This window comes from Streptomyces sp. ISL-1 (assembly GCF_018614585.1).
Lineage (GTDB): Bacteria > Actinomycetota > Actinomycetes > Streptomycetales > Streptomycetaceae > Streptomyces > Streptomyces maoxianensis.
Genome location: NZ_JAGGOI010000022.1, coordinates 100031 through 116973, shown reverse-complemented (window position 1 = coordinate 116973; position 16943 = coordinate 100031). Strand labels below are relative to the sequence as shown.

General features: G+C 70.4%; 14 protein-coding genes. 3 read left to right on the top strand and 11 right to left on the bottom strand.

Annotated features, from left to right (window positions below; genetic code table 11):
• Positions 1-93: 93 nt before the first annotated feature.
• Both dapC and fdxA read right to left on the bottom strand, forming a co-directional pair.
• The gene (gene dapC, locus J7E87_RS16560) at positions 94-1221 is read right to left on the bottom strand and encodes a succinyldiaminopimelate transaminase (protein WP_215094598.1); all 1128 of its coding nucleotides are present in this window, start codon (positions 1219-1221) and stop codon (positions 94-96) included.
• Positions 1222-1326: 105 nt separating this feature from the next.
• A complete protein-coding gene (gene fdxA, locus J7E87_RS16555; protein ID WP_018089397.1) occupies positions 1327-1647 on the bottom strand; it encodes a ferredoxin in 321 nt (106 codons plus the stop codon).
• Between the two features lie 114 nt (positions 1648-1761).
• Here fdxA and J7E87_RS16550 point away from each other — a divergent pair, with 114 nt between their 5' ends.
• Together J7E87_RS16550 and J7E87_RS16545 are read left to right on the top strand one after the other, a co-directional pair.
• Positions 1762-2760 (top strand): GNAT family N-acetyltransferase, encoded by a 999-nt coding sequence (locus tag J7E87_RS16550; RefSeq protein WP_215094597.1) that lies wholly within the window; start codon positions 1762-1764, stop codon positions 2758-2760.
• A gap of 17 nt (positions 2761-2777) precedes the next feature.
• A complete protein-coding gene (locus J7E87_RS16545; protein WP_215094595.1) occupies positions 2778-3632 on the top strand; it encodes a transglutaminase-like domain-containing protein in 855 nt (284 codons plus the stop codon).
• 300 nt (positions 3633-3932) lie between these two features.
• Here J7E87_RS16545 and recQ read toward each other — a convergent pair whose 3' ends face one another.
• From recQ to J7E87_RS16520, 5 genes are all read right to left on the bottom strand, one after another.
• The gene (recQ, locus tag J7E87_RS16540) at positions 3933-5795 is read right to left on the bottom strand and encodes a DNA helicase RecQ (protein ID WP_215094593.1); all 1863 of its coding nucleotides are present in this window, start codon (positions 5793-5795) and stop codon (positions 3933-3935) included.
• Positions 5796-5977: 182 nt separating this feature from the next.
• Positions 5978-8224: a hypothetical protein gene (locus J7E87_RS16535; RefSeq protein ID WP_215094591.1), complete on the bottom strand. Its 2247-nt coding sequence runs from the start codon at positions 8222-8224 to the stop codon at positions 5978-5980.
• Positions 8225-8459: 235 nt separating this feature from the next.
• Positions 8460-8870: a DUF6113 family protein gene (locus tag J7E87_RS16530; RefSeq protein WP_215094589.1), complete on the bottom strand. Its 411-nt coding sequence runs from the start codon at positions 8868-8870 to the stop codon at positions 8460-8462.
• 49 nt (positions 8871-8919) lie between these two features.
• A complete protein-coding gene (gene mshB, locus J7E87_RS16525) occupies positions 8920-9810 on the bottom strand; it encodes an N-acetyl-1-D-myo-inositol-2-amino-2-deoxy-alpha-D-glucopyranoside deacetylase (RefSeq protein WP_215094587.1) in 891 nt (296 codons plus the stop codon).
• A gap of 31 nt (positions 9811-9841) precedes the next feature.
• A complete protein-coding gene (locus J7E87_RS16520; RefSeq protein ID WP_142213873.1) occupies positions 9842-10036 on the bottom strand; it encodes a hypothetical protein in 195 nt (64 codons plus the stop codon).
• Positions 10037-10192: 156 nt separating this feature from the next.
• Here J7E87_RS16520 and J7E87_RS16515 point away from each other — a divergent pair, with 156 nt between their 5' ends.
• Positions 10193-12328: a S9 family peptidase gene (locus J7E87_RS16515; protein ID WP_215094585.1), complete on the top strand. Its 2136-nt coding sequence runs from the start codon at positions 10193-10195 to the stop codon at positions 12326-12328.
• Between the two features lie 462 nt (positions 12329-12790).
• Here the strand turns inward: J7E87_RS16515 and J7E87_RS16510 are convergent, their stop codons facing one another.
• The 4 genes from J7E87_RS16510 to J7E87_RS16495 all read right to left on the bottom strand — a co-directional run bounded on the left by J7E87_RS16510 (position 12791) and on the right by J7E87_RS16495 (position 16933).
• Positions 12791-13144, bottom strand: coding sequence for a VOC family protein (locus tag J7E87_RS16510; protein ID WP_215016539.1), 354 nt, complete (start codon positions 13142-13144; stop codon positions 12791-12793).
• 350 nt (positions 13145-13494) lie between these two features.
• Complete coding sequence (locus J7E87_RS16505) at positions 13495-14535, bottom strand: hypothetical protein (RefSeq protein WP_215094583.1); 1041 nt, start codon at positions 14533-14535, stop codon at positions 13495-13497.
• Between the two features lie 237 nt (positions 14536-14772).
• Positions 14773-15801 carry a dipeptide ABC transporter ATP-binding protein gene (locus tag J7E87_RS16500; RefSeq protein WP_215094661.1) on the bottom strand — a complete coding sequence of 343 codons (1029 nt, stop codon included), beginning with the start codon at positions 15799-15801 and terminating at the stop codon, positions 14773-14775.
• Between the two features lie 157 nt (positions 15802-15958).
• Positions 15959-16933, bottom strand: a complete 975-nt coding sequence (locus tag J7E87_RS16495) for an ABC transporter ATP-binding protein (protein ID WP_215094581.1) — start codon at positions 16931-16933, stop codon at positions 15959-15961.
• Positions 16934-16943: the final 10 nt, after the last annotated feature.

Genomic DNA, 16943 nt, shown 5'->3' with positions numbered 1-16943 from the left:
AGCGCGAACTCCCGGGGCCCTCTCCGTGTTTCGTTGGTTCGTTGGTTCGTTGGTTCGTTGGTTCGTTGGTTCGTTGTGCGGTTCCGCGGCGCTCTACCGGCGTCGGCCCAGGCGCTTGACGGCGGCCTCGACGCGTTCGTCGGTCGCGGTGAACGCCACCCGTACGAAACTCTCCCCGGCCGTTCCGTAGAAGTCGCCGGGCGCCACCAGAATGCCGAGTTCCGCCAGGTGCGCGACCGTTTCCCAGCACGGCTCGTCGCGCGTGGCCCACAGATAGAGGCTGGCCTCGCTGTGCTCGATACGGAAGCCGTGCCCCTCCAGCGCCGTGCGCAGGGCGGCTCGCCGGGCGGCGTACCGCGCCCGTTGCTCCGTGACATGCGTGTCGTCGCCGAGCGCCGCGACGGTGGCGGCCTGAACCGGCGCGGGGGTCATCATCCCGCCGTGCTTGCGAAGCTGCAGCAGCTCGCCCAGCACGGCCTCGTCACCGGCGACGAAGGCGGCGCGGTAGCCGGCCAGATTGGAACGCTTGGACAGGGAGTGGACAGCCACGACGCCTTCGTAGGTACCGCCGCAGACGTCCGGGTGCAGGACGGAGACCGGCTCCGCCTCCCATCCGAGCTCCACGTAGCACTCGTCGCTGAAGACCAGCACGCCGTGCTCGCGCGCCCACGCGACGATGCGGATCAGCTCGTCCTTGGCCAGCACCCCGCCGGTGGGGTTGGAGGGCGAGTTGAGCCAGAGCAGCTTCAGACCGGAGGGGTCGAGGTCCGCGCCCGCGGGGTCAGCCGCAAATGTCTCAGTGTCGTAGGCGACGGCCTCCGCGCGGGCCAGGCGTGCGCCGACCTCGTACGTCGGGTAGGCGAGCCGGGGGTAGGCGACCTTGTCGCCGGGGCCGAGACCGAGCTGGGTCGGCAGCCACGCCACCAGCTCCTTGGAGCCGACGACCGGCAGGACGTTCGTGTGCGCGACGTCGACGGCGCCGAGCCGCCGCTCCACCCATCCGGCGAGCGCGTTCCGCAGCTCGGCCGTCCCCCACACCGTCGGATAGCCGGGCGAGTCGGCGGCCGCGACGAGGGCCTTCTGGATCAGCTCGGGGACGGGGTCGACGGGCGTGCCGACGGAGAGGTCCACGATGCCGTCCGGGTGGGCCGCGGCCGTCGCCTTGTACGGCTCGAGCTTGTCCCAGGGGAAGGCGGGAAGTCGCGAAGAGACTGCTGGCACTGGCTTCTCTTTCTTGTACGTCAGCCAAAGGCCTCCGGTCCCGTACGGACGACGAACCGTACGGGACCGGGAGCGGCACTGCTGTGGGCCGTCTACAGCGGGGAACTACTGGTTCTGCGGCGGCAGTGCAGCAATGAAGGGGTGGTCGCGCTCGATCAGGCCGAGCTTGGAAGCACCACCGGGCGAGCCGAGCTCGTCGAAGAACTCGACGTTCGCCTTGTAGTAGTCCTTCCACTCCTCGGGGGTGTCGTCCTCATAGAAGATCGCCTCAACCGGGCAGACCGGCTCACAAGCACCACAGTCGACGCATTCGTCCGGGTGGATGTACAAGGACCTGGAGCCCTCGTAGATGCAGTCGACGGGGCACTCCTCGATGCACGCCTTGTCCTTGACGTCGACACAAGGCTGCGCGATGACGTAGGTCACGCTGTCGTTCCTCCTCGGTAGGGCTGGCATTGCGCGGGAGCGCGGCGTCGTCGATGCCCGCCCCTAGTATCTCCGTTCTTGGGGACGATCCGAACAGGAGGGGCTCGCAGACCTGTGGAATTCACTCGCGGCGGACGGCTCGAGGTCCGTATTACACCCGCTGACGTGGGCAAACGTGTATCAGTCAGGCAGCTGACCAGCTCCGGCGGGGCGCCCGCGAAGTTCACCGACACAGTAGGCGTTCTCACATCCTGGAACGAGGGTGTGCTGCTGATCACACGCCGGACCGGCGAGGGCGTCCATATCCCGGAATCCTCGCTGGTCGCGGGCAAGGTGGTGCCCGCCGCGCCGGCCCGGCGACGGGGCCCCGCGGCGGATTTCATCGAGCTCGCGAGGGTGACCGCACGCGCCTGGCAGCCGGTGGAGAGCGAGCGGCTCGGCGAGTGGGAGCTGCGGGCGTCGTCCGGGTTCACCCGGCGGGCCAACTCCGTGCTGCCGCTCGGAGACCCGGGGCTGCCGCTCGACGAGGCGCTGACCAGGGTGCGTACGTGGTACGAGGACCGGGGCCTGCCGGCGTATGTGCAGGCCGCGACCGGGGCGGCCGGCACGCAGGAGGAGCTCTGCGCGGAGCTGGAGGCGCGCGACTGGCGGCGTGAGGTCTCGGCGGAGGTGCGGATCGGGGCGCTGGCCCCGATCGGCGACCTGGACGCGGAGGTGGAGCGGGTGCGGCTCTCGCGCTCCCTCGACGAGGCGTGGCTACAGCGCTACCAGCGGATCGGTGTGCCCGGGCCATATGTGCTGACGGTATTGGGCAGCGGCCCGTCGGTGTGGTTCGCATCCGTACCCGGAGTCACCGGCGGTCCACCGGCGGCGATCGGGCGATGTGTGGTCGACGGCCGGTGGGCGGGCTTCATGGCTGTGGAGGTGGACCCGGCCCACCGGCGCCGACGCCTCGCGACCTCGGTGATGACCGCGCTCGCCCGGCGCGCTCTGGAGGAGGGCGCGTCTGCGGCCTGGCTGCAGGTGGAGTCCGAGAACGACGGGGCGCGTGCGCTCTACGACGGGATGGGCTTCGCGACCCATCACCACTACCACCACTTCCGATCTGCATAAGTGGGTACGAATCGCATATGCACGGCGAATTTCCCGACCTGTCCGCCGACGGGCCCGCCGACCGGCGGCGGCTGTTCGCCGAGGAGGCCCGCTCCGAGCGGCCCGACCTCGCGATGCTGTGCCTGCTCGTGGGCGCGGAGGCGGACCCCGCCGTTGACGAGGCGGCCCTGGACGCGGCCCAGATCGAACTGGACCGCCTCGCCGGCCTGCTCCCCTTCGGTCCGACCGGCCCCCACGCATGGGCATGTGCCCTGGCCGACCTCCTCGGCGGCCGCTGCGACTTCAGAGGCACCCCCGGTGACTACCAGCGCCTGGAGTCCTCCCTGCTGCACAAGGTCCTGCGGCGCCGCCGGGGCCTGCCGATCCTCCTCTCTGTCGTCTGGATCGAGGTGGCCCGCCGCGCGGGAGCGCCGGTGTACGGGGTCGCCCTGCCCGGCCACTTCGTGGTGGGTTTCGGCGACCCCCACGAGCAGGTCCTGGTGGACCCCTTCGCGGGCGGCCGCCTGCTGACGGGTCCGGACGCGGAGCTGATGGTCGCGGGCGCGACGGGAGCGCCGCTCGATCCGTCGATGCTGGCCCCGGCGGACCCGCTCGAAGTGGTGGTGCGCATCCTGAACAACATCCGCGCCTGGGCGTCGACCCGCCCGGAACAGTCGGATGTCGCGCTGTGGGCGCTCGACCTGTCCCTGCTGGTGCCCTCCCACCCGGCACGCCTGCGCTACGAACGGGCCCAGCTGCTCGTACAGCGCGGGGAGTTCGCGACGGGGGCGGCGGAGCTGGACGCGTACGCGGATGTGGTGGCGGCGGTGGATCAGGGCGCGGCGGAGGCGATCAAGGGGAAAGCGCGGGCGGCGCGGGCGATGCTGAACTGAGTCCCCGTGTCACACTCGCGCGCCGACACGACTTCACGCCGCACGAGCTACGGTCGAGGGCGCCGGCCTCGACCGCCGTGACGAAGGATTGTCCAGGCGGCGGGGGCGAAGACCACGGCGGCAATGGGGGTTCTCGGTGTCGCGGACGGAGCCCGCGACAGCGGACGCTCCGGGGCCCCAAGCCACCTGCATGCCCGGCCGCGGCCCCGTGCCGCAGCCAGTTCAACGGTCCACTTCCCGCCATGCGGCGCTCCCGCTGCCTACCGCCTGTGCAGAGTTCAGGGCCATGAGGAGGGGCCGCTAGTCGGACAGGTCGTTCGTCACCTCAGCGAGGGTGTCCAGGATCGGCTGCCCGTACTTCGCCAGCTTGTTCTCGCCGACCCCGTTCACCGTGCCGAGCTCCGCGAGGGTCGATGGAGAGGTGACCGCGATCTCGCGGAGCGTCGCGTCGTGGAAGACGACGTAGGCGGGCACGCCCTGCTCTTTCGCAGTTGCGGCCCGCCAGGCGCGGAGCGCCTCGAAGACGGGCAGGGTCCCTTCGGGCAGATCGACGGCGGCTCGCTGCCTGGGCGTCTTCTCGGTCCGCGCCGCCGGCTTCTTCTCGGGCTCGCGCCGCAGCGAGACGGCGCGCTGCCCGCCCAACACCTCACCACTCGTCTCGGTGAGTACGAGCGTCCCGTAGTCGCCCTCGACCGCGATGAGACCCTGCGCCAGCAACTGCCGTACGACACCGCGCCATTCGGCCTCGCGTAGCTCCGCACCGATACCGAAGACACTCAGCGCGTCGTGATCGAACTGGATGACCTTGGCCGTCTTACGGCCCAGCAGAATGTCCGTGACCTGACCCGCGCCGAACTTCTGGCCGCGTTCGCGCTTGAGCCGGACGACCGTCGACAGGAGCTTCTGCGCGACGACGGTGCCGTCCCAGGACTCCGGGGGCGTCAGGCACGTATCGCAGTTGCCGCACTTGGTGCTCTCCTCCCCGAAGTAGGCGAGGAGTTGTACGCGCCGGCATTCGACCGTCTCGCACAGCGCGAGCATGGCGTCTACGTGCGCGGAGAGCCGTCGCCGATGCGCCTCGTCCCCCTCGGAGCCCTCGATCATCTTCCGCTGCTGCACCACGTCCTGCAGCCCGTACGCCAGCCAGGCCGTGGACGGCATCCCGTCGCGCCCGGCCCGCCCGGTTTCCTGGTAGTACCCCTCCAGGGACTTGGGCAGGTCGAGATGGCAGACGAAGCGCACATCGGGCTTGTCGATCCCCATCCCGAAGGCGATGGTCGCCACCATCACCAGCCCGTCCTCCCGGAGAAAGCGCGCCTGGTTCTCGGCTCTCACACGGCTGTCGAGCCCGGCGTGGTACGGCAGCGCCTCGATCCCGTTCTTCACCAGGAACTCGGCGGTCTTCTCCACGGAAGCGCGGGACAGGCAGTAGACAATCCCCGCGTCGCCGCCGTGCTCGGCACGCAGGAGCGTGAGCAACTGCCGCTTGGGGTCGTCCTTCGACACGATCCGGTACTGAATATTCGGCCGGTCGAAGCTGGCCACGAAGTGCCGGGCATCCTGCAGCTTCAGCCGGGACGCGATCTCGGCGTGGGTGGCCTCTGTGGCGGTAGCGGTCAGCGCGATCCGCGGCACATCCGGCCAGCGCTCGTGCAGCGCGGACAGAGCAAGGTAGTCGGGCCGGAAGTCGTGCCCCCACTGGGCCACACAGTGCGCCTCGTCGATGGCGAACAGCGAGATGGTGCCGCGCTCCAACAACCGCACGGTCGACTCGACGCGCAGCCGCTCCGGCGCGAGATAGAGCAGATCCAGCTCCCCGGCCAGAAACTCGGCCTCCACGAGCCGGCGCTCGTCGAAATCCTGCGTGGAATTGAGAAATCCCGCCCGCACGCCGAGCGCCCTCAGCGCGTCGACCTGGTCCTGCATGAGCGCGATGAGCGGCGAAACGACGACTCCGACGCCCTTTCGCACAAGCGCGGGGATCTGGTAGCAGAGCGACTTGCCGCCACCGGTCGGCATCAGCACGAGCCCGTCGCCACCTGCGACGACATGCTCGATGATCTCCTGCTGACTTCCCCGGAAGGAGTCATAGCCGAAGACGCGATGCAGCACCCGCAGCGCGTCACTCGCCTCGGGCGGGGTGTCGAGGTCGGGAGCGCTCATCCGGCGATTGTATGAGGCTGACGAGGCGAGGTCAGACCGATGGACAGACCGGTGGACAGGCCAGTGGGCGGACCGGTGGACAGACCGGTGGGCAGACCCGCTTCGCAGCCCCCGGCGTGACAGAGCCCCTGCCCGGTCCCGGGCAGGGGCTCTGTCAGAGACGACGGCGGTCGGCCGTGCCGCTAGCTCGGGTTGAGCTCGATCGTGGCGGTGCGCTCAGCCGCTGTCTTGCCGCGCAGCGCCGTGCCCATGGCCTGGGCGACGTCGTCCGCGGTGAGCTGGTGCTGCTTGCCGTCGCCCTTGGTGATCAGGACGCCCTCGAAGACACCGTCCAGCAGCTCTTCGATCGCCTTCTTGTCGTAGACCTCGACAAGCTTGCCGTCGATCGCCTTCATGGAAAGGATCTTCGGCAGCGACCTGGCAGGGCCGAACTGGATCTGCTTGCCGCCCGCCTTGATCGTGACCAGGTCGGACATCGCGGGCTCGGCGAACTCCTTCATCGCGCGATCGAGCTCGCTCTGGCTGATGGTCGGCCCGCGGGTGGCGACGGGCAGCTCGACGATGTTCGGCCTGCCCGTCTCGACCTGGGCACGGTAGGCGTCCTTCACCGAGATCATGGAGCGGCCGACGTCCAGCGCCAGGCCCGCCTTGCCCGGTACGGCGACGGGCTTGCCCGGCTCGAACTTGATCGTGCCCTCGGTGGCCGAACCCGAGACGCCGGCGAGGTCGGTGAGCGCGACGCCCAGCTTCTCCTCGTCGACCAGGATCACCGGTTCGGAGACGCGTTCGGCACCGAAGAGGGAGCCGATCACCGAAACGGGGTTGTAGTCGCTGCCCGAGGCCTTGCGGACGGTCTCCTGACTGTCCAGGGAGAGTCCGGCCTTGTCCGGGGCGAGCTGCTCCTTCTTGCCGCCGACCGTGAGCTGGAGAGGAGTGGCGGCGCGCTTGCCGAGGGCGCCGTCGAGCTTGCTGACCGCGTCCTCCTTGGTGCCGCCGCCGATGTCGACGCCGAGGACGGTGGTGCTCTTCGGTACGTCGGAGTGGTTCATCAGCAGTCCCGCGCCGTACGCGATGCCGAGCAGGGCGACCACTCCGGCGCCGGCGAGCACCAGCTTGGAGCGGCCCTTCTTGGCGGGCGCGGAGCGGGGCGCGGGGGCCGGGGCCGGCCTGGCCGCGGCGGGGCGAGGGGCGGGCACCACGGGGCCGCCGGGACCGCCGCCCGGGCCGCCGGGGAACTCCGGTGCGGAGAAGTCGCCCTCGTCCTGCGGGCCGGGGAACTGCAGGAGGGGGTTCGGTCCGGTGCCGGGGCCGTGCTGCGGGGCGCCGAGCGGCGGGAACGGCGAGGGCGCGCGGTGCTCCGGGGGCACGACGGGGATGCCGCTGGTGAGCGTGTCACCGGAGACATGGCCGACCGCGGGATCGGGCGCGGGACCGGCGGGCTGCTGCGGAGTCAGCACGGCGGTGTCGTCGGACATCCGGGGTCCGCCGGAGCCAGGTCCCTGACCAGGGAAACCGGCAGCGCCGAGGCCCGGACGCGCGGGTGCCTGTCCGGGACCGGCGGGGCCGCCCTGGCCGCGCCCTGGCGCGCCGGGACCACCCGGACCGGATCCTCCCGGACGCGGGCGGAACGGCATGCTGCCGGTCACCGGTCCCGCCGTCGGCCCGCCGGGCGGCCGTACGCCCAGCGGAGGGGTTTCGTTGCCGGGAGCGAATCCGCTCGTACCGGATGCCGTGCCGCCGATGTCCGCCGCGAGGTCGCTCAGCGAGCTGGTGGGACGGGGCGCACCCGGTCCGCCCTGGGCGGGGCCGGACTGCTGCGGGCTGTCCGAGAGGTACGGGAGACCGGACCCGGGACCGCCGCCGCTCGCGGCCCCCGGACGCGGGCCCGAAGCCGTCGGCGGCGCAGAAGGACCGGCAGGCGCGGAGGGACCCGCGGGGCCGGCCGAAGCCGACAGACCCGCCCCGTTCGTGCCGGACGACTTGCGCGGCGCGAACCAGTCGCTCGTCGGCGGCTTCTCCTCGGCCTGCGGCTCCGCCGCCGCGGCGTCCTGTGCCATGTCGGGCCGCGGTGTGCTGCCCGTACGCTCGCTGTCCCGCCCGCCCGAGGGCCCGCCCGTGGAGCCGCTCGAAGACGCGCCCGTGGAGCCGCCGGACGAAGCCGCGTCCACCTCACTCATCGGCGTACGCATGACGACCGGCGGAATCGGCCGCGAACCCGGGATGTTGATCCGGATGCGGGTGGTCAACGTGGTCTCGGTCCTGGGCTCGTCCGGCTGCGGCTCGGGAGCCGCGCCGGTCTCGTCCGGAGCGTCCTGCGTCGGATGCAGCGACGGATACTGGCGGGATCCGTACGGCGGTGTTCCCGAGGGGTACGCGGCTCCACCGCCCGCCTGGGGGCCGGAGGACGAACTGTCAGTTTCACGACTCAAAGCAGGTTCTCCCGGTTGGCTTCGCCGCCCGTTTCTTACTGGATAGCAACTGCTGCGGGCGGCTCGGCGGCGCGCACCACCATACTGGCCGCCGAAGACAGACGCCCCGGGACTGTGGAAAGCGACATTCCGCCGACCGTACGGGCATGGTCAGTTCAGTTGCTTCCCACCCCCTAGGGGCGACCCACCATAGGGCCCGTCCTGCCTGCTGCCTACCGGGGGGTCCCCCACGGCCCTACTTGCCAAGTCGGCCGGGCCCACCGCCCGGTTGCGGCGGCCGCGTCATGGTGGCGCACATCACAGCCACCGCCATCCCGCCGAGCATGTAGACAAGGGGTCCGATCCCGGCGGAGAACGCCCCGTCGCCCTCGGGGCGTCCGATGCTCAGCAGCACGATCGCGGCCAGCCAGCCCACGGCGGGCGCGACGACGCCGAGCTGTGTCCCGGTCGCCCGCAGGGAGCCGTAGAACAGCCCCGCCGCGGCGAGCAGCGCGAGCACCAACCCGCCCGGGAACCAGGCACCTTGGACCAGGGAGCCCGCGAAGCCGACGAGCGCGCCGAGCACGGCGAGACCGAGGTAGGCGGCGATCCTGCCGGGCTTCGGCGACTGGGTGAGCCAGTAGCCGGGTACGTCGTGTCCACTCATGCCGCAACTCCTGACATCCCGCAACTCCCGCTCATGCCGCGACTGCCGCTCACGCCGCAACTCCCGCGAAGAGATCGTGTTCACGCTCTCCGGGCGGCGCGCCCGGCTCGCCCCGCACCAACTGGTAGTACTCCGTCGCGAAGATCGGCTGCCCCAGATGGTTGGAGAGTGCGAAGAAGGGGCCGTCCACGTCGATTTGGGTCGCATGGGCGCGCATCGCCGCCGTCTTCCGCTGCGCGTACGCCGTGCCGTCGATCTCCGTAGTGATCTCGGAAGCGTCCACTACACCCGGGATGTCGTCGATCTCGGCGATGCCCGGGAAGTCCGCTCCGCCCGCAGCGCGCAGCCGGGCGAAGCCCTCCTCGGCCACGGAGCGCGGCATCCGGTTCCAGTAGATCTTGGCGATGGCGTGCGGAGCGCCCAGGTCGCGCCGGAAGGCGCGCTCGGCGGCCAGCTCGGCGGCGCGCATAGCGACCCGATGGGCCTGGATGTGGTCGGGATGTCCGTAACCGCCACCCGGGTCGTACGTCACGAGCACCTGGGGACACACGGAACGGATGATCTCGACAAGGTAGGGGACGGCGTCGTCCACGTCGGTGTTCCAGAACGCGCGCCGGCGGCGGTTCTGCGGGACGCCCATCATCCCGGAGTCCCTGAACCGGCCCGGGCCGCCCAGGAAGCGGTGATCGGTGACGCCCAGCTCCTTCATCGCGGCGGCCAGTTCGCCGACCCGATGGGGCCCCAGACGGTCCTCTCGGTCGGGCGCGAGGTGGGCGAGGTCCGGCGGAATGACCTCGCCCTCCTCCCCGAGGGTGCAGGTCACCAGGGTGACCTGGGCGCCGGAGGCCGCGTACAGGGCCATCGTCGCGCCGTTGTTGATCGACTCGTCGTCCGGGTGCGCATGCACCAGGAGCAGACGACGGGCGGGGAGATCCTTCATGCGGACACCCTACGAGTCCGGGCCCGCGGCGCTAGAACTTGATGCCCCCGATCATCCCGGCCACGTTGGTGGTCAGTTCGTTGATCGTGGGGGCGATGGACGAGCTTGCGAGATAGAACCCGAGCAACACGCAGACCGCCGCATGCCCACCTTTCAGCCCGGATTTCCGGACCAGCAGGAAGACGACGATCGCCAGCAGCACCACCGCCGAAATCGAGAGTGCCACGGCGGTTCACCTCCACAGATATTCGGTCGGGACGGGCAGGTTGCATGTGCCAGGGTGGTCATACCCACCTTGCGCTACGGATCATAACTATCCGTACCAACGCATCGATCGGTGCACAGCAGCACATGGGGGCGCACGAGCGCTAGGTTCGGTCGCATGACCATGAGGCTGCAGCTCTCCTTCCCGCGTCAGTTCGCCAGGACCCAGCGCTTCACGCTCGGCGCCCCACGCGCCTTCACTGTGTCGCCGGACGGATCCCGGGTGGTGTTCCTCAGGTCGGCCTCCGGGACCGACCGGGCGGGACGGCTCTGGGTGCTCGATCTCGACAGCGAGGCACGCCGGCCGCAGGAGCGGCTGGCCGCGGATCCGGGCGCGCTGACGGGCGGGGCGGAGGAGACGCTGTCCGCGCAGGAGCGGGCCCGGCGGGAGCGCAGCCGTGAGGGGTCTGCGGGCATCGTCGGCTATGCGGTGGACCAGGCCGTCGAGTTGGCGGCGTTCACGCTCTCCGGGCGGCTTTTCGCGGCGGAGCTGCGGGCCGGGACCGCGCGCGAACTGCCCGTGCCCGGCCCGGTGATCGACCCGCGGCCCTCCCCCGACGGCCGGCACATCGCGTATGTGGCGCGGGGCGCGCTGCGGGTGACCGGTGCGGAGGGCGAGGAGGACCGGGCGCTGGCCGAGCCGGACGACGAGCACACCACGTACGGGCTCGCGGAGTTCATCGCGGCCGAGGAGATGGACCGCTCGCGGGGCTTTTGGTGGTCGCCGGAGTCGGACCGCCTGCTGGTCGCCCGGGTCGACGAGCGGGAGGTGCGGCGCTGGTGGATCTCCGATCCCGCGCATCCGGACCGGGAGCCGGAGCAGGTCGCCTATCCGGCGGCCGGGACACCCAACGCGCAGGTGCGGCTGTATCTGGTCACCCTGGACGGGGAGCGCAGGGAAGTGGGCTGGGACCGGTCCCGGTACCCGTATCTGGCCCGGGTGCACTGGTCGGCGGCGGGCGCCCCGCTGCTGCTCGTACAGTCTCGTGACCAGCGCACGCAGCTCTATCTCGCGGTGGACACAGAGACGGGCGTGACCCGGACGGTGCATGTCGACGAGGATCGGGTATGGCTCGATCTTTTCCCCGGGGTGCCGGCCTGGGCGCCGGACGGGCGGCTTGTACGGATCGCGGACGAGGGCGGCGCGCGGGTGCTCGCGGTGGGCGACCGGGCGCTGACCGGGGGCCAGTTGCAGCTGCGGGCGGTGCTGGACATCGGCGAGAGCGATGTGCTGGTGTCCGCGGCGGCGGGCGAGGAGGCGACGGATCCGGAGATCGGCGAAATCCATGTGTACCGGGTCAACGAGCTGGGGATCGAGCGCGTCTCGGAGGGCCCCGGGGTGCACTCGGCCGTGCGCTCCGGCCGGGTCACGGTGCTGGCCTCGTCGCGCACGGAGGTCAGCGGCGCGTCCGTGCAGGTGCTGCGGGAAGGCAAGCCGGTCGCGACCGTCGCCTCGTACGCGGAGCGGCCGGTGCTGACTGCCCGGGTGCGGCTCTGCGAGGCGGGCGCTCTGCGGATTCCGTGCGGCGTGCTGCTTCCCGAGGGCTACCAGGAGTCCGACGGACCGCTGCCGGTGCTGATGGATCCCTACGGGGGTCCGCACGGCCAGCGTGTGTTCGCCGCGCAGAATCCATACCTCACCTCGCAGTGGTTCGCCGACCAGGGCTTCGCGGTGATCGTGGCGGACGGCCGGGGCACGCCCGGCCGCTCCCCCGGCTGGGAGAAGGCGATCAAGGACAACTTCCCGCTCACCCTCGACGACCAGATCGAGGCACTGCACGCGCTGGCCGGAGCGTTCCCGCTGGACCTCGGCCGGGTGGGGATCCGCGGCTGGTCGTACGGCGGTTACCTGGCGGCGATGGCGGTGCTGCGCCGCCCGGACGTCTTCCACGCGGCGGTCGCGGGCGCGCCGGTCTCGGATCTCCGGATGTACGACACGCACTACACGGAGCGGTACCTGGGCGATCCGGCTGAGCGGCCCGAGGCGTACGCGGCCAACTCGCTTGTCACGGAAGACGGGTTGACCGCGCTGGAGAATCCGGCCAGGCCGCTGATGATCATCCATGGTCTGGCGGACGACAATGTGGTGGCGGCACATACGCTGCGGCTCTCGTCAGCGTTGCTGGCGGCAGGGCGGGCGCATGAGGTGCTGCCGCTGAGCGGGGTGACGCATATGACGCCGCAGGAGCAGATCGCGGAGAATCTGCTGCTGCTTCAGGTGGACTTCCTGAAGCGGTCGTTGCCGAGGCGGTAGGGGGGTCGGGGGTTGGATGACCGGCCCGCCCGGCAGCCGGTTCGTTCTCAATCGCCGGACTTCAGATCCTCCATCACGCGTACGGCGGTGAATACTCCGACGACTTCTCGCTGCCCGGCTGCGGCGACTGGAATATCGCGCACCAGGAGACGGACCTCAAGAGCGCCCGCGCCGCGGCGCGGGCGCGATCGCGCCCGATCCGCCAGGACGGCATACCCAGCGGCCACGCACCATCGCGACTCCCCCCAGACTTCGTCCGGGGGGACCCCCAACGGGCTTGACTGCCCCCTGCCCGGCCGTCGGCGAGGCTGGGTTCGGGGCTCCGCCCCGGCCCCTCCGCGCCTCACTCTCCCCGGACGTCATCCCGGGCCCCCACGGGGCTGAAATGGAGTTCAGGCGGTGACGTTGCTCACCGGTCAGTCGGGGGACGGCGATGCACGCGGCTCCGGCGAGGCCTGAGCCTCACTGACGCCGCTGGCCAAGGACACAGAACTCGTTGCCTTCGGGGTCTGCCAATACAACCCACGATTGATCACCCTGGCCGATATCAACACGCTGTGCGCCGTGAGCCACCAGACGAGCCACCTCGGCGTCCTGGTCATCAGGCCTGAAGTCGAGATGCAGCCGGCTCTTGACCTTCTTGCTCTCATCAAGCCGGACGAAGTCCAACCCCGGCAGGCGATCCGGCTCCGGGCGGATCTCGAACTCCTCATCGGAGGAGTGGACCACAACCCAACCAAGAGCCGTGGCCCACCACTGCCCCAAGGCCACCGGATCTACCGAGTGAACAATTACCTGTTCCCATTCCAAGGTCATCCGCCGAGCTTAGACCTGCCAGGGCTTCGAAAAACAGGCACTCAGGCCTCCCTCATCGGGCTGAACCCGAGCACCATTCCCTCGCGGAGCCACCGCCACCCGCAGGTTCGGCACACACCAGCGTTCAGATTCGCGAACCCGCTGGTTTCAACATTCGGCCCTGACCGTGGCTCCGCCCCGCTCCCCAATCGCCGGAAGCTGGAGGGGACTTCGTCCGGGGGACCCCCACGGGGCTTGAGTTTCCGCCGGACGGGCAGAACTTTTCAGCATGTCCGGCGATCAGGACACGTCCGAAGGGCGTACGGGACTCCGGGGCGGAGCACCGGTGTACGGGGTGGGGGAAAGCCCCGTCACCAGCCCGGCGGCGGTGACATCGGCGGAGGCGGCCCCCCGCCCTGCGGATAGTCGTAGGCCGGCCGCCGCCCCCGCCACGCCTCCGCGTCGCTCTCGCCCCGCCGGGCCAGTGCCATCAGCAGCACCACCCCAGCCGCCAGCTCGAACAGCCAGGACAGGACGAGCAGTTGATCCCGGACCGGCAGATCACCGAGCCGCGAGACGAATTCGTTCCGGACCGCGATGTCGACGCCCCGCCCGCCCGTGCCCAGCAGGAACACCGCCACCACCAACCCCAGCGGCCGCGAGAACACCGCATGGAAGAGCGCGCCGAACGCCGCCACCAGCGCGAGCACCACGATCACCGCGGCCAGCCAGCCGGGCGGGGTGCCGAGCAGCGGCAGCAGGACCGTATCGCCGCCGGTGAAGCGGTCGAGATAGCGCGAGCCGCATATCTCCGTCGCCGTGTAGACCTCCCAGGCCGCCAGGACCCCCGCCGCCGCGCCGAGCAGCAGAAAGGCGAGCATGGACACGCCCTGGCCGGGCCGGGTCGGCGTCAACTCGTGGGCGGCGTAGGCCTCGTGCCTGAGGTACGGGTCGTGGCCGCCGGGCGTGCGGCGGCCCGCGACCGCCGTGATGATCAGGCCGAGGCCGAGCCCGAGGGCCGCGAAGGCGCAGTACAGCGCCCGGGTGCGCAGTTCGTCGGTGGCCCGCAGACCCATCCAGGAGGTGCTGAGGACCCACAGGCCCGGCAATCGCAGGGCGAGGGTGATCACTGCGGCGGCCACCAGCGCGGTGGCCGCGACGGCCGAACGCAGGGCCGCGACGGCCACGTTGACGTAGACCACGAAGAGCAGCAGGTCTTCCAGGGACGTCGTCAGCGGGGCCGGAGCTCCCGCGCTGCCGTTCCCGGTCCAGTACCTCCAGAGGTCCGGCGGAGCGTCCACGGTGGTGAGATCCCGGCCGATCCAGCCGCCCACGATGAGGGCAAGCGCGGCGCAGAGCACCGCGCCCGTGATCCGAGCCCCCGGGTAAGAGTCACATGTGCGATGTTGCATCGCTGTACAGCGTTGAACAAGGGCCCATGCGCGGTGGGCGACCGGCCGGGGCCACATGGCGAGCCCCAGCCGGCCTACGGCACCCGCACGGCCGTACGTTGTTCAGCGTGGCGCGTTCGTATATCGGTGTTGCGACGGTCAAGTTGCCTGCGTGTTAACGAAATTGATGGCTATTTGTTTACTTTGTCCGCCGCGAGCAAGCCGCGAATACGGACTGCCGGGAGACCGGGAGAGGCATCACTCCGCCTCGGGTCCGGGCGGGACCACGCGTTTCTCTTCCGCGAAGTGGCACGCCGACGGATGCTGCGCCGGCCCTTCCTGCAGCCGGAACTCCGCCGGAACCGCCAGCAGCGGCACCTCCAGCGCGCAGCGCTCCTGCGCCTTCCAGCAGCGCGTGCGGAACCGGCAGCCCGAGGGGATGTTCGCGGGCGACGGGACATCCCCGCGCAGGATGATCCGTTCGCGGCGCTCACGGGCCTCCGGGTCCGGCACCGGGACGGCCGACAGCAGCGCCTGGGTGTACGGATGCGTCGGGTGGTCGTAGATCTCCTCGTCCCTGCCGATCTCCACGATCCGGCCCAGGTACATGACGCCCACCCGGTCGGAGATGTGCCGCACGATCGACAGATCGTGCGCGATGAACACATAGCTCAGGTTGAACTCGCTCTGGAGCTTGTCCAGCAGATTGATCACCTGCGCCTGGACGGAGACGTCGAGCGCCGAAACCGGCTCGTCCGCCACGATCACCTCGGGCCGGAGGGCGAGCCCGCGCGCGATGCCGATGCGCTGCCGCTGGCCGCCGCTGAACTGGTGCGGATAGCGGTTGATGTACTCCGGGTTGAGCCCGACCACGTCCAGCAGGTCCTGGACCTTCTTGCGGCGCGAGCCCTTCGGGGCAACCTCGGGGTGGATCTCGTACGGCTCACCGACGATGTCGCCGACCGTCATCCGTGGGTTCAAGGAGGTGTACGGGTCCTGGAACACCATCTGGATGTTCCGGCGCACGGCTTTGAGCGCACGCCCCGACAACTTGGTGATGTCGTCGCCCTTGTAGCGGATCACCCCGGCCGTCGGCCGCTCCAGATGGACCAGCATCTTGGCCAGGGTGGACTTGCCGCAGCCCGACTCCCCCACGATGCCGAGCGTCTCGCCCGGCGCCAGGTCCAGGTCGACGCCGTCGACCGCCTTCACCGAGCCGACCTGCTTCTTGAAGAGAATGCCGCGGGTGAGCGGATAGTGCTTGTACAGGTCACGCACTTCCAAAATCGCCTCTGCGGGCCAGTCTCGCCCGGCCTGCCCAGCGCGCCCGGCCTGCCCTGCCCGCCCGGCCTGCCCAGCGCGCCCGGCCTGCCCTGCCCGTCCGGCCTGCCCAGCGTGTCCGGCCCGCTCATCCCGTCCGGCCCGCTCATCCCGTCCGGCCCGCTCAGCCATTGAGTGCCTCCGGCCAGAAGTGGCACGCGCTCCCGCGCTCCCCCGACACCTCGTACAGCGGCGGCACATCGGTCCGGCACACGTCCTGGGCCAATGGGCAGCGCGGGTTGAAGGCGCAGCCGGGCGGAATGTTCATCAGGTTCGGCGGCAGACCCTTGATCGCGTACAGCTCCTGGCCCTTCTGGTCCAGGCGCGGGATCGATTCGAGCAGCCCCTTGGTGTACGGATGCGCGGGGGCCTTGTAGATGTCGTGCACCGGGGCCGTCTCCACGATCCGCCCCGCATACATCACCGCGATCTTGTCCGCGACGTCGGCGACCACACCGAGGTCATGGGTGATCAGGATCAGCCCCATGTTCAGCTCGCTCTGGAGCTTGGCCAGCAGATCCATCACCTGGGCCTGGACGGTGACGTCCAGCGCGGTTGTCGGCTCGTCCGCGATGATCAGCGAAGGCTCAAGGGCCATCGCCATGGCGATCATGATGCGCTGGCGCATACCCCCGCTGAACTGGTGCGGATACTGCCCGACCCGCTCCTTCGCCGCCGGAATGCCCACCCGCTCCATCAGCTCGACGGCCTTGGCACGCGCGTCCCTCCGCGACATCTTGCGGTGGACGACGAACATCTCGCCGAGCTGGTCGCCCACGCTCAGCACCGGGTTCAGGGACGAGAGCGCGTCCTGGAAGATCATGGCCATCCCCGCTCCGCGGATCTTCCGCCGCTCCTCCTCCTTGAGCTTCAGCAGATCCTGCCCCTGGAAGAGGACCTCGCCGCCGGCGATCTTCCCCGGGGGCACATCCAGAATGCCCATGACCGCCTGCGCCGTGACGGACTTGCCGGAGCCGGACTCGCCCAGCACCGCGAGCGTCTCGCCCTCGTCCACCGTGTAGTTGACACCGTTGACGGCCTTGGCCACCCCGTCCCTCGTACGGAACTCCACGTGCAGATCACGCACTTCGAGCAACATGGCGGGCTCC

Coding starts and splice junctions, on each gene's coding strand:
- J7E87_RS16545 (WP_215094595.1), top strand. CDS start 2,778: ATGCACGGCGAATTTCCCGACCTGTCCGCCGACGGGCCCGCCGACCGG.
- recQ (WP_215094593.1), bottom strand. CDS start 5,795: ATGAGCGCTCCCGACCTCGACACCCCGCCCGAGGCGAGTGACGCGCTG.
- J7E87_RS16530 (WP_215094589.1), bottom strand. CDS start 8,870: ATGAGTGGACACGACGTACCCGGCTACTGGCTCACCCAGTCGCCGAAG.
- mshB (WP_215094587.1), bottom strand. CDS start 9,810: ATGAAGGATCTCCCCGCCCGTCGTCTGCTCCTGGTGCATGCGCACCCG.
- J7E87_RS16515 (WP_215094585.1), top strand. CDS start 10,193: ATGACCATGAGGCTGCAGCTCTCCTTCCCGCGTCAGTTCGCCAGGACC.
- J7E87_RS16510 (WP_215016539.1), bottom strand. CDS start 13,144: ATGACCTTGGAATGGGAACAGGTAATTGTTCACTCGGTAGATCCGGTG.
- J7E87_RS16505 (WP_215094583.1), bottom strand. CDS start 14,535: ATGCAACATCGCACATGTGACTCTTACCCGGGGGCTCGGATCACGGGC.
- J7E87_RS16495 (WP_215094581.1), bottom strand. CDS start 16,933: ATGTTGCTCGAAGTGCGTGATCTGCACGTGGAGTTCCGTACGAGGGAC.